The organism is Acinetobacter sp. YH1901141, assembly GCF_013416935.1.
GTDB classification, from domain to species: domain Bacteria; phylum Pseudomonadota; class Gammaproteobacteria; order Pseudomonadales; family Moraxellaceae; genus Acinetobacter; species Acinetobacter towneri.
The window spans coordinates 79,624-92,393 of record NZ_VPEY01000007.1 but is presented as its reverse complement, the minus strand read 5'-3'; the positions used below and the strand labels follow the sequence as shown (position 1 = coordinate 92,393).

Here is a 12,770-nt window from a genome sequence, read left to right as displayed (position 1 = left end):
CAAAATTTAAAGCACTGCTTTTAAATTGAAGCGCAAGAGAGGGTTAGGGAGAGGTCTTCATCAACCTAACGCTTTCTCAGCCGCTTCAACCGTTTGACGAATCAAAGTTGTAATGGTCATTGGGCCAACGCCACCTGGTACAGGCGTATATGCAGAAGCAATCTCTTCAATGCCTTGCAATTGGATATCACCAACACCACCGCCATCACGTGGATGGAAGCCTGCATCAACAACCACAGCGCCTGGTTTGATCCAGTCTTTTTGAATCAATTCAGCTTTACCAACCGCACCAACAATAATGTCCGCTTGTTTCACAAAACTTGCAAGATCTTGGGTACGTGAATGGCAAATGGTTACTGTTGCATTGGCTTCAAGAAGCATCGCAGCCATTGGTTTACCTAAAATTGCCGAACGCCCCACAACAACGGCATGTTTGCCTGCAATTTCAATGTTTTTTTCTTTAAGAATGGTCATAATGCCTGCAGGTGTTGCAGAACCATATGCAGCTTCGCCCATTGCCATACGACCATAACCTAAACAGGTCACACCATCTACGTCTTTTGCAAGTGAAATCGCATCAAAACAAGCACGCTCATCAATTTGCGCAGGAACTGGGTGTTGCAACAAAATACCATGCACATCAGGATTGGCATTCAATTTTTCAATTTCTGCCAATAATTGTTCTGTGGTGGTTTCTGTTGGCAATTCTACTTTTAAAGAATCCATGCCCACACGACGGCAAGCATTGCCCTTCATGCGTACATAAGTTGCAGATGCACCGTCATCACCGACCAAAATAGTCGCTAGAATTGGGGTACGACCTGATTTTGCTTTTAACGCTTCTACACGTGTTAACAGATCAGCTTCAATTTGTTTTGCCAATGCACGACCGTCTAAAATTAATGCCACGGCACATCTCCAAATGTTGATATGAATCAATTTTGCAAATAATACATGATTATTTAGACTATTTTATTCTATATGTCGAATTAATGTGCATCTGCTCATTTAATAGTATTGTTTTTTTTTCAGAGCTTGCTAATATACGCATCACAAGACGCGGCGGGGTGGCAGAGTGGTCATGCAGCGGACTGCAACTCCGTGGACGCCGGTTCGATTCCGACCTCCGCCTCCAATCTTGTAAAACTATGCCCGAGTGGTGAAATCGGTAGACACAGGGGATTTAAAATCCCCCGCCCTCAAAGCGTGCCAGTTCGAGTCTGGCCTCGGGCACCATTTTAAAATAGATTAAAATGGTGCAAATAAAGAACCCAGCATTAAGCTGGTTTTTTTATGCCTAAATTTTAGGTTTTCCCCTCTTTATTCAATATTCAATGATGCCTCTATGAACCCTAAACAAGCGCTTCTTGATTTGCAGCAATTGCAACAACAATACCCTGCTGCATTTAAAAGAAATATTTTGTTTTATGGTTTTATTCAAAGCAAAGGCATGCTGGATGATTGGAAAGAAATGATTCCATGGGTCTTGGCCTGCCTGATTTTTATTCCTATTTCAATCAGTCTGGCGCACGGGATTCAAAACTTTGTAACGCAGTACGATGCCTTTCAAGCCAAGGCATTGGCGATTTTAGCCATCATGTTAGGTTTTATGCTGCTTCTACCTTATGTGTTGTATCAAATTAAACACAGTTCGGCATCGTGGTATCAACTACAGCAACATGCCACCATAAAAATAGCAGTATTGATTCTGCTACAAGCGGTAAATTTCGCCTATTTTCAGAGTGCAATTCTGCAAGGGATTTTATTCTTTTTCTGCATCAGTTTTGGTTTTGTACGTTTCTATAAAGAGAATATGTTCCGTGACCACATAAGCCTTGAACAAAAATATTGCTTAACGCAATTTCGCCGTGCTGCGTATTGGTCATATCGTCAAGCTGCTAAAATTCAATATCGGATGTATTTTTCCAATAAAAATAGCCCTCGTTTTGCCCAATTGAATCAGCAATATCAACATGCAATTCAGTTACATCAACAACTGATGCAGGTTGAACACAATTTATGTAAAAGCATTAAATACATAGATTTAGACAGTTATATTCAAGATAAACTCGATTAAAAACCTCCGCTTAATCATCAAAAAAAACCGAGCAACTTAGACTCGGTTTTCTGTAAATATCACACCAATTTTAAGCAGTTTTAGCGACATCAATGATTGGTTTTAAGTCTACACCATACTTCTGTTGATGACCACGCGTATCATCGAGTTTGTATTCACGTGCCTTAACCGTATCTATAAACTTCCAATCTGCAACCACTTGCGCACGATCAAAAGTCACCGTTAAATAACCACGTTGATTTAAGTTGCAATAATCCAGTTCATCAATCAGTTCTTGAAAGGCATATTCCAACGCTGCCATTTCGTCTGCAGGCACATTTAAGTAATACTCAATTCCGGGCGATGATACCGAGCTGGTCGCGAATTCCAACCCAACCTCATGATTTGTTTCATGTGTACGCAAGGTTGCAGCCCAAGCATTGTGAGTATCACCTGCCAACACCACTGCTTTTTTCCCAAGTTGCTGCAATGTCCCATACACAACTTCTCGCTCGTAGGCATAACCATCCCAAGCATCGAGGTTATAAGGTGCAACCGCATACAAACGTGCCTTATCTACTGCTGTCAAAGTTGGATCATTCGCTTTTAAACGCAATTTCAGCGTGACCAATTCTGTAATTTTCTGCTTCATTTGTGCAAGTGTTTCAGGTTGCTGATCACCATTGGTGATTTTCGCTAAAGGCAATAACAGTTCTTGTGGAATCAGCATTTTCGCCATCAACACTTGTTGAGCCAAAACATTCCAAGTAGCCTTAGACTGCCCCAACTGCTTTTGCAACCATTCTCGTTGAACTCCACCCATCAATGTGCGTTGATCACTAAATAAATCTGCCTGAAATTTAGCAGCATCAATACCTTCTGCCGTCATATAGTTAGCATAATCTAATTGCTTATGACGCGCCAAAATACGCGTATCCAGCATCATCAAATTCACCAAACCACCAAAATCAAACTGGCGATAAATATTCAAATGATCATTTTCTGCAACTGGACGAATTGGCATCCACTCGAAATAAGCCTGTAATGCCGCAATTTTACGTTCTATAAAGCTGCCTTCACCTTCTTGATGATTATCTGCACCCGCTTCCCAAGTATCATTACTGAGTTCATGGTCATCCCAAATGACAATAAATGGATGGCGTTGGTGAGCAGTCTGCAAATCAGCATCGGTACGATATAAAGCATAACGTTTACGATAATCATCTAACTTGATAATTTCTTTATCATTGTCTGCAGCAAAGGTACGTCCTAACTGTTTTGCATCGTCAGTCGCGTAGCCACCTTGTCCATATTCATAAATATAATCACCCAACTGAATAATCACATCCAGATTGTTTTCCTGTGCCATTTCTTTATACACATGAAAATAACCTGCGGGATAGTTCGAGCAAGAACAGACCGCAAATTTCACTTGATCGCTGCGTTGTGGCAAGGTTTTGGTCTGTCCTATAGCAGAAACCGTATTACCAAAGCGGAAACGGTAATAATATTTAGTCCCTGCCTGTAAACGATCTGCGTCCACTTTAACAGTAAAATCTTGCGCTGCGCTGGTTTGTACTTTGCCAGTATTTACCAATTGCTTAAACGCCTCATCGCTGGCAATTTCCCAAACCACTTCAATGCATGCTGCCATGTCACTTGGCGTTACACGTGTCCATAAAATGATACGATCATGCAGCGGATCACCACTGGCGACACCATGCAAAAACTGCACCTTTAATGCATTTTCTGCTGTATTTTCATTGTCATCACCACATGCAGTTAATGCGACTGGCAATGACAACGCCCCAAAACCAGCCAAACTTTTTTGAATCAGCTCTCGGCGAGTTAAGCGAATGTTCATGAATATTCCTTTTATTTTTCTTGAGCGCTCAACATAGAAATTTATGATTTCGCTTTGATCTCAAATTCATGAAATATTGATGACAAACAGCAGAAATATACTGCAAACCGAACTTTTTTCAAGCTAATAAGTTGAATTGATTGAAAAGAAAGCAATTGTAAATAAATTTACTTGCCAAGATTTATTTCGTCCTCTATTATTGCGCACATGCCCGAGTGGTGAAATCGGTAGACACAGGGGATTTAAAATCCCCCGCCCTCAAAGCGTGCCAGTTCGAGTCTGGCCTCGGGCACCATTTTAATGAATCAAATCATTCAAATGGTGCAAATAAAGAACTCCAGCATTAAGCTGGTTTTTTTATGCCTAAAAAATATAATATTGAAAACGATAACACTTATGTGCCGATGATTTGAAATGTCTCTACAACGCTTTATCTTCTCTTTCAAATGGGTGATCTGTTTATGCTGCTTGCTCAGTTTTGCAAGCCATGCACAAAATCCCAGCCTTGAGTCAGCAACCGAATCCGTAAACCCAATTGAAACTGATGCAGAATTTTATGATGTTTTTGCAGGAACATTGCAATATAAAAATCAAGAATTACAATTACGTCGTTGCAGCTTAGGCAACAATTTATATTTATTAAATTTCCAAAATCCTGAAGAAGAAAAGCAACTCAAAACTTTGCTGCAACAAAATACAAAGTTTTGGGTCAATTTAATTGCACAGCCGAATGAACATAATGGGCTATATACGTTGAATGTTCGGGAAATTGCAGAACTACATACACAGCAAAGTTGCCATTTGGATGATGTTTTAGATGATTTATTGAATCACCCATAAATTAAAGCTGAAAGAGAGTGACCAATCACCACTCTCTCGTTGCAATCAACTCTTCCATTTCAATCTCGAAATAGCCTTGATCTTGCAGCACCATCATCATCGCCTCAGCAATATAATCTGCTGCGGTATCGTCCAAATCTGAATCCAGATCTTCAAATTGTGGTTTCATTTTATTAATGGCTTGCACGGTCTGATCTGCAAAATGATAAATATCCGTTTCAGATAAATTGGATTTAGACACGTGTTTTGCAAACTGTTGAATCAGTTGTTTTAACTCAGCAACTAAAATATCAGGATAAAACTCATCATCAAACATCGGGAGAAGTAAATCTGCAAACATACAAGCACTCAAAAATACAGAGATTCAAGCGTGCCTATATAGCATAAGCAAGGCTTTAATTCTAGCTTCGCCCCAATTTGCATACTGCGATTAATTTGCCAACTGCATTGCTTGCCAGACTTTAATGGCGTCAGACATGGCTTTCACATCATGCGCACGCACCATACAAGCACCTTGCTGAATACTGAGTAAATGTGCCGCTACAGAACCAACTGCACGCTGTGTTGGCTCTGCCCCACCCAAAGCTTCACCAATAAAGCGTTTACGGGACAATGCCGATAAAATTGGATACCCCATACCATTAAGTTGATGCAACTCATTTAACAATTTCAGATTCTGTTGTGCATTTTTCGCAAAACCAAAACCTGGATCAATCATGATATTTTCAGGCTTGACCCCTACCGCCAAAGCATCAGCGACACGTTGCTGCAATTCTGCAATCACATCTGCAGTGACATCATCATATTGATCTAAATTGTTCATGGTGGTCGGTTCACCACGCATGTGCATAATAATCACGGGGATATTTAACTCAGCAGCTGTTTGCAACGCATTTGGACGGGTCAGCGCACGTACATCATTCCAGATATGCGCCCCCGCAGCTACGGCAGCACGAATCACTTCAGGCTGTGACGTATCAATCGAGATGATCACATCATGCTTGGCCAGTTCTTCAACTACAGGCACAACACGACGGATTTCTTCTTCAACTTCCACGACTGATGCACCTGGACGTGTAGATTCACCACCCACATCAATTACGGTGGCACCATCAGCAATCATTTTCAGGGCTTTTACTACTGCCTGATCTTTCTGATTGTGCAGCCCCCCATCGCTAAAGGAATCCGGAGTCACATTTAAAATTCCCATTACATGCGGCTGAGACAAATCCAGTTTCAAATGACCGAAAGTCCAGATCTGTGGTCGTAGTGGCTTCAGCTGCATGGTTCAATCCTAGTTCACAATAACCCCGGTATTGTCTTATGGAAAGATCAATAAAGCAAAGCTCAATCTATTCAATAGCTAGATTTCAAAATAGTTCTTATTGGAATATTGCATCAGCTTGGATTGCAGTAACGCTTTTACATCAACCCATTCGCTTTTTAAAATACTATAGATATAACTATCTCTGAGTGTCATGCCATCTTTACGCAGCATATGACATCTAATGATGCCATCCTGTTTGGCACCCAGAGCTTCAATAGCTTTTTGACTTTTAAGATTCAGATGATCAGTCCGAAAGCCTACCACTTGAGCATTCAGCTCTTCAAATGCATGCTGCAGCAAAAGATATTTACAGACCCGGTTTACATAGGTTCGTTGATAAGGTTTGGCATACCAGGTAAAGCCAATTTCAACACGTGGAATTTCCGGCTTGATATCATGATAACTGGTAGTACCAATAGCGCGACCCGAATTCAGATCAATCACAGCAAAAGCCATTCTTTCACCTTTGGACTGCTGTTCAAAAGCTTGGGTAAAGTAGTGTTTAAGTTTATGTAGGTAAGGTACCGAATTATATAACACTTCCCCCAAGTCCCCTTCGGCACATGCATTTTCTAAGTCTGCAAAATGTTCCCAGCTCAGTGGCTCCAAACGTAGCTGATAAATACTGGATTCCAGAACAGGTAAATTCATTCTTATTTTTACTCATTGATTTTTATAAATTGACTATAGCATTCAACTAGATATGATAAAACAATAGCCATAAAAAAACCACCCGAAGGTGGTTTTAATTGTTAACTTAGTTCGCTGGTAATGGCGGAGGAGTCATTGGACCATCGGTTGGTGTTACATCAATCACAGGATTGTCTGCAATATACACCTTCGGTGGCTGTGGCTCACGACCTTCCATAATGTCACGGATTTGGTCACGATCAATGGTTTCCCATTCCAACAATGCTTTTACCATTGCGTGGGCAATGTCTTGGTTATTTTCCAAAATATCGCGGGCAACTTTATATTGCTCATCAATAATACGACGAACTTCAGCATCCACTTGTTGCTGGGTGGCTTCAGAAATGGTACGGCTGCCTAAACTACCCATGAATGATTGTTGTGTATCGTCTTCATAGACCATTACGCCTAACTTGTCAGACATACCGTATTTGGTCACCATCGCACGTGCTAATTTAGTCGCACGCTCAAAGTCATTCGATGCACCTGTCGACATTTGATTAATAAAGACTTCTTCTGCAATACGACCACCAAATAAAATGGACAAGTCATTTAGCATTTTGTCTTTATAATGGCTAGTTTGGTCATGTTCAGGCAATTGCCATGTCACACCCAATGCCCAGCCACGCGGCATAATCGTTACTTTATGCACAGGGTCTGTACCCGGCAGCATTTCAGCAACAATCGCATGACCTGCTTCATGATAAGCCGTTGCACGACGTTCTTCTTCACGCAGCACCATCGACTTACGTTCAGGGCCCATATACAACTTATCTTTAGCATCTTCAAAGTCGTGCATATCCACCGTATTTTTATTACGACGGGCAGCAAACAATGCAGCTTCATTCACAAGGTTCGCCAATTGCGCACCAGAGAAGCCTGGTGTACCACGTGCCAAGACTTTGACATCTACACCTGTAACTGAAGGCAGTTTTTTCAAGTGAACATTCAGAATTTGCTCACGACCTTTAATGTCTGGCAAGCCAACCATGACTTGACGGTCAAAACGACCTGGACGCAATAAAGCTTTATCCAGTACATCGGCACGGTTTGTCGCAGCGATAACAATAATGCCTTCATTGCCTTCAAAACCGTCCATTTCAACAAGCATTTGGTTAAGTGTTTGCTCACGTTCATCGTGACCACCACCTGTACCTGAACCACGGTGACGACCTACCGCATCAATCTCATCAATAAAGATGATACATGGTGCATGGCGTTTAGCTTGCTCAAACATATCACGAACACGAGAAGCACCTACACCCACGAACATTTCAACGAAGTCAGAACCAGAAATGCTGAAGAATGGAACTTTGGCTTCGCCTGCAATGGCTTTGGCCAATAAGGTTTTACCTGTACCCGGTGGACCCACCATCAACACACCTTTAGGAATAGTTGCACCTAAACGCTTGAATTTAGCAGGGTCTTTTAAGAAATCTACAATTTCAACCACTTCTTGTTTTGCTTCGTCACAACCTGCTACATCGGCAAATGTGACTTTAATTTGGTCTTCAGACAACATTTTGGCTTTAGATTTACCAAAGCTCATCGGGCCGTTTTTACCACCTGCACCGCCACCCATGTTGCGCATAAAGAACATGAATAACAAAATGATTAAAAGTACAGGGAAACTTGCGATCAATAGTTGCATTAACAAACCTTGACGTTGAGGTGCAGTACCTTCAACAACAACGTTGTTTTTAATCAGATTCGGCATCAGTTCAGGGTCTTGAACTGCTGGACGAATGCTTTCAAAGGACGAGCCGTTGACTTTTTCGCCACTAATTCTTTCGCCATCAATTGTGACTTGCTTAATTTGACCAGCATTCACCGCTGTAACGAACTCTGAATAGTTCATTGCAGTTGGCTTTTCACTGTTATTGATGTTGCTGAAAATTAGAATCAGCACACCAAGTATAATCAGCCACAATACGGCATTCTTGAAGAGATCGCTCAAAGCTTTATTCCCATATCAATCTAATTTGATCATGCCCGTTACTGGGTGACCTTTCATTCAAAAAGCTGAAGATCAGCTAGACAATTCATTAAAAACGTACAAAATGCACAATTTTTAACGGCTTGGCAAGTAAACTTTATTTAGACGCTTTTTTACGTCCTTGTCCAATAAGGAATACTTCTTTGGAACGCGCGCGTGAAGCAGCGGGTTTTGCTGTCTTTAACACATCAAAACTGTCCACGACCTGTTTACGAAATTCGTCAAATCCCGAACCTTGGAACACTTTGACCACAAACTGACCATTAGGTCCCAATACGCGATTGGCAAAATCGAGAGCCAACTCACATAAGTAAATTTGACGCGGTTGATCTACAGCTTTATTACCTGATGTATTGGGGGCCATATCGGAAATTACAACGTCTACCGTGCGTCCGTTTAAAATATTTAACAATTTTTCGAAAACTTCTTCTTCGCGGAAGTCACCTTGTAAAAAGGTCACATCTGGTAGTGCGTCCATTTCCAAAATATCGGAAGCGATCACCAAACCTTTGTCGCCGACAAGTTTCCCTGCGATTTGCGACCAACTACCCGGTGCTGCACCTAAGTCCACCACCGTCATGCCCGGTTTGATCAGTTTATATTTTTCTTGAATCTCAAGTAGTTTGTATGCAGCACGTGCACGATACCCTTCTTTTTGCGCTCTTTTCACAAAGGGATCATCTAAGTGCTCTCTCATCCACGCACGACTACTTTTGGATAACTTTTGGTTGGTAATGCGTGTTGCCATAACTCTCTTAATAATGAATAGACATCTAAATTGCGATTGTACGTGAAAATTCACCCGCTTGCAGTAGACATCTGTATCTAAATACCAAGAACTGACCTATTTTTTCTATTAAATCCATCGCTTATTTCTGTACTGAGGCTTAAAAAAGTCACTTTGACTGTTACAGAGAAATATCACCAAGTATTCAGTTTCAATATTTCTACATGGCAGTAAGATCACAGATTATTTGCATAGAATTTACAGCGTTTCAAACTGGCTTTTGTTATACTAAGCCGTTTTTAAAATTAGGTTATCTTTATGGCGGCTCTATCTATTCAGGAACGCAAGCGTTTACGTCAAATTGGTCATGCACTCAACCCTGTAGTGATGATTGGCGGGCAAGGTTTGACTGAAAATGTGATTGAAGAAACCAACCGTGCTTTAAATGATCACGAATTGATTAAAGTCAAAATTGGCGGTGAAGACCGTGAGGTACGTGCAGCTGTGATTACTGAAATTGCAGCAGCAACAGGTTCTGAAGTGGTACAAAGCATTGGTAAAATTGTCTTACTCTACAAAAAAGCAGCCAAACAAAATGCTAAATTATCTAATTTAGTTCGCCACGCTCACTTGTCTAACTAATCTCCCTCAATGGCAAGTTACGAACTCAGTGCTTTTAATCGTCAATTTCAGGCCATTTCTTTGGTCGGTGCAATTGAACAACAAAGCCCATTTACGTTAAATGTAGGCTTTTGGCTGCGCGATCCAAATCAGTGGGTCGAATGGCCTGCTTTGGTAGCGTCACATCCACGTCAGGATTTTTTGTGGGAACACACCTGCTTTGAAATTTTCATTGGGGTTCAGGGCGAAGATTTTTATCGTGAAATCAATCTCTCCCCTTCTCAAGCTTGGCAAGCCTATGCCTTTGAAGAATATCGTTATCCTGAGCAAATTCCACCTGTGGCCGCTTATGATATTGAGTTGAATCAGCTAAAACGTACGCATTACGGTTTAAATGTCAGTTTGGATTTAACCGAATTTATGCTGAAACATAAACTGAAATGGACAGATTTATTTATTGGGCTCACGGCTGTGCTCAAAACCAGTCAAGGTGAACAATTTTATGCCATGCAACACAGCAGCCCTGCCGCCGATTTTCACAATAAGCGGGATTGGCTACATCAGTTCTAACTGTGATTAATGATCATTTAGATTGAAACAATCAGCTTTTGGTTTGTGCAGCAAAAAGTTTAATTAAAAAAAGTGAGGCGTATGACCTCACTTTTTTATGGCTAAATCCGCAACATTTAAACTGGATTATATTTGATCAGCTTCATCTTTCGTTTCAGTTTTTGATGGATTTACTTTTTTCCACGCTTCTAAAGTGTGCTCTTTAGAACGCTGAAACGTTTCAACCAATTGATCTTTATGTTTCACTGAAATACTGCTGACATCTTCTTTCAACTCTTTACCTAGTTTAGAAAGGTCATCAATAATTGCGCTAAATTCAGTTTTCACAAATTCTTTTAACTCACCTAAGTCTTTAGGTGAACCACCAAACTGTGCTTTCAATGCTTCAATTTTTTGCAATACATCTTGCTTTAATTGACCCAATTGCTCTTGCACACTGGCATTTAATTGCTTTGCTTCGTTTTGCAGTTTTTCCTGCGTTTCAGCGACAACTTCAAGCACCTGTTCTTTGGCATCATGAGTGACTTTTTCAAGCTTTTCAGCACCCTCATGCACCGCATCTTTGATTGCTTTATTGTCAGCTACTGATTTTTCTTGTTCAGTCATTTTGCTTCACCCAAGGTCGTTGTTGTTTATAAATTAAGCATAAGGCAATTTAGACTAAAATGGGTTTTGGATTGTCTAACAATCGTAGATTGCTTACATTTGGACTACACGCTAAAACATAAACCTAGCAAAAAAAGCAAGTCTTTTATCTTACATATTCGTCAGATTCACAATGGACTTTTGGCGAGCTCATGCGTATAATGCAATGTTAAGTTCAAGCGAGCAGACATAGGAGGGTAGGTTTAAATATTGACCTTCCTTTTTTTTCGTCTACTCGCTTTTTTACAGCCCTATTTTTGTGGTTTTAGTTCAGGAGCTTTGGTTTGAGCACCCCCGCCATTTTAGCCCTCGCCGACGGTACAATCTTTAAAGGTACGTCTATCGGTGCAACGGGAAGCACGACTGGTGAAGTCGTTTTTAACACTGCCATGACTGGCTATCAAGAAATTTTGACCGACCCGAGTTATGCACAACAACTTGTGACTTTAACTTACCCACATATTGGGAACACTGGTTGCAATGATGAAGATGTTGAGTCAGGTCGAATTCATAAAGTATGGGCAAACGGTTTAATTATCCGTGATTTGCCTTTATTACACAGTAACTTCCGTTCTACTCAATCTTTAGGCGAATACTTACAACAACACAATGTTGTTGCAATTGCCGATATTGATACCCGTAAATTGACCCGTATTTTACGTTCCAAAGGTGCGCAAAACGGTTGTATTCTTGCTGGTGAAAATATCACTGAAGAAGAAGCAATTGCAAAAGCACGTGCATTTGGCGGCTTAAACGGCTTAGATCTTGCAAAAGTATGCTGCGACCCTGAAGGTTTTGAATGGACTGAAGGTTCATGGGAACTTGGCAAAGGCTTTACTCAACCTGAACTTAAATATCATGTGGTTGCATACGATTACGGTGTCAAAACCAACATCCTGCGTATGCTCGCAGACCGCGGTTGCAAATTAACCGTTGTTCCTGCACAAACCCCTGCTGAAAAAGTCCTTGCGTTAAACCCAGATGGCATTTTCTTGTCAAATGGCCCTGGCGATCCTGCTGCATGTGACTACGCAATTGAAGCTGTAAAAACAATTGTAGAAACCACGAATATTCCTGTATTTGGTATCTGTTTAGGTCACCAAATTCTTGCACTTGCATCAGGTGCAAAAACAATGAAAATGCCGCACGGTCACCACGGCGCAAACCATCCTGTACAGAACTTAGAAACTGGTACAGTGATGATTACTTCTCAGAACCACGGCTTCGCGGTAGATGAAAGCACCTTACCAAGCAATGTATGTTCAACGCATCGTTCATTGTTCGATGGCACAAACCAAGGTATTCATCGTACAGACAAGCCTGCATTTAGCTTCCAAGGTCACCCAGAAGCAAGTTCAGGTCCACATGACTGCGCACTCTTGTTCGATCATTTCATCGAACTTATTGAAGCCGCTAAGAAGTAATTAAGGAGCG

13 protein-coding genes and 3 tRNA genes are annotated in these 12,770 nt (G+C 41.1%); 8 read left to right on the top strand and 8 right to left on the bottom strand.

The features are described from left to right. Positions 1–60 precede the first annotated feature (60 nt). Positions 61–909, bottom strand: a complete 849-nt coding sequence (folD, locus tag FTV52_RS06035; protein ID WP_004972142.1) for a bifunctional methylenetetrahydrofolate dehydrogenase/methenyltetrahydrofolate cyclohydrolase FolD — start codon at positions 907–909, stop codon at positions 61–63. A gap of 152 nt (positions 910–1,061) precedes the next feature. On the opposite strand from folD, the gene FTV52_RS06030 reads away from it, so the two are divergent. From FTV52_RS06030 to FTV52_RS06020, 3 genes are all read left to right on the top strand, one after another. Then, positions 1,062–1,135: transfer RNA gene (locus FTV52_RS06030), tRNA-Cys, on the top strand. Between the two features lie 15 nt (positions 1,136–1,150). After that, positions 1,151–1,236, top strand: a tRNA-Leu gene (locus FTV52_RS06025). A gap of 109 nt (positions 1,237–1,345) precedes the next feature. Further along, positions 1,346–2,077, top strand: coding sequence for a hypothetical protein (locus FTV52_RS06020; protein ID WP_179988554.1), 732 nt, complete (start codon positions 1,346–1,348; stop codon positions 2,075–2,077). Between the two features lie 70 nt (positions 2,078–2,147). Here FTV52_RS06020 and FTV52_RS06015 read toward each other — a convergent pair whose 3' ends face one another. Then, the gene (locus FTV52_RS06015; RefSeq protein ID WP_179990230.1) at positions 2,148–3,920 is read right to left on the bottom strand and encodes an alkaline phosphatase; all 1,773 of its coding nucleotides are present in this window, start codon (positions 3,918–3,920) and stop codon (positions 2,148–2,150) included. Between the two features lie 209 nt (positions 3,921–4,129). On the opposite strand from FTV52_RS06015, the gene FTV52_RS06010 reads away from it, so the two are divergent. Then, positions 4,130–4,215, top strand: a tRNA-Leu gene (locus tag FTV52_RS06010). A gap of 119 nt (positions 4,216–4,334) precedes the next feature. Continuing rightward, positions 4,335–4,760, top strand: coding sequence for a hypothetical protein (locus FTV52_RS06005; protein WP_167845853.1), 426 nt, complete (start codon positions 4,335–4,337; stop codon positions 4,758–4,760). A gap of 25 nt (positions 4,761–4,785) precedes the next feature. On the opposite strand, the gene FTV52_RS06000 is transcribed toward FTV52_RS06005, so the two are convergent. From FTV52_RS06000 to rlmE, 5 genes are all read right to left on the bottom strand, one after another. Beyond that, positions 4,786–5,100 carry a DUF5713 family protein gene (locus tag FTV52_RS06000; protein ID WP_131260668.1) on the bottom strand — a complete coding sequence of 105 codons (315 nt, stop codon included), beginning with the start codon at positions 5,098–5,100 and terminating at the stop codon, positions 4,786–4,788. A gap of 90 nt (positions 5,101–5,190) precedes the next feature. Continuing rightward, positions 5,191–6,045 carry a dihydropteroate synthase gene (folP, locus tag FTV52_RS05995; RefSeq protein ID WP_179990228.1) on the bottom strand — a complete coding sequence of 285 codons (855 nt, stop codon included), beginning with the start codon at positions 6,043–6,045 and terminating at the stop codon, positions 5,191–5,193. A 78-nt stretch (positions 6,046–6,123) separates the two neighbouring features. Next, entirely contained in the window at positions 6,124–6,738 is a 615-nt protein-coding gene (locus FTV52_RS05990; protein ID WP_179990226.1) for a GNAT family N-acetyltransferase, read from the bottom strand. Between the two features lie 106 nt (positions 6,739–6,844). Further along, the gene (ftsH, locus tag FTV52_RS05985) at positions 6,845–8,734 is read right to left on the bottom strand and encodes an ATP-dependent zinc metalloprotease FtsH (protein ID WP_179990224.1); all 1,890 of its coding nucleotides are present in this window, start codon (positions 8,732–8,734) and stop codon (positions 6,845–6,847) included. Positions 8,735–8,870: 136 nt separating this feature from the next. Then, complete coding sequence (gene rlmE / locus FTV52_RS05980) at positions 8,871–9,521, bottom strand: 23S rRNA (uridine(2552)-2'-O)-methyltransferase RlmE (RefSeq protein ID WP_004972157.1); 651 nt, start codon at positions 9,519–9,521, stop codon at positions 8,871–8,873. Between the two features lie 297 nt (positions 9,522–9,818). On the opposite strand from rlmE, the gene yhbY reads away from it, so the two are divergent. Further along, entirely contained in the window at positions 9,819–10,142 is a 324-nt protein-coding gene (gene yhbY / locus FTV52_RS05975; protein WP_168418845.1) for a ribosome assembly RNA-binding protein YhbY, read from the top strand. Positions 10,143–10,151: 9 nt separating this feature from the next. Next, complete coding sequence (locus tag FTV52_RS05970; RefSeq protein WP_179990222.1) at positions 10,152–10,691, top strand: DOMON-like domain-containing protein; 540 nt, start codon at positions 10,152–10,154, stop codon at positions 10,689–10,691. A gap of 126 nt (positions 10,692–10,817) precedes the next feature. Here the strand turns inward: FTV52_RS05970 and FTV52_RS05965 are convergent, their stop codons facing one another. After that, complete coding sequence (locus FTV52_RS05965) at positions 10,818–11,297, bottom strand: hypothetical protein (RefSeq protein ID WP_179990220.1); 480 nt, start codon at positions 11,295–11,297, stop codon at positions 10,818–10,820. Between the two features lie 323 nt (positions 11,298–11,620). Between FTV52_RS05965 and carA the strand changes: the two genes are divergently transcribed. Further along, positions 11,621–12,760 carry a glutamine-hydrolyzing carbamoyl-phosphate synthase small subunit gene (gene carA / locus FTV52_RS05960; protein WP_096901001.1) on the top strand — a complete coding sequence of 380 codons (1,140 nt, stop codon included), beginning with the start codon at positions 11,621–11,623 and terminating at the stop codon, positions 12,758–12,760. The last annotated feature ends 10 nt before the right edge of the window (positions 12,761–12,770 follow it).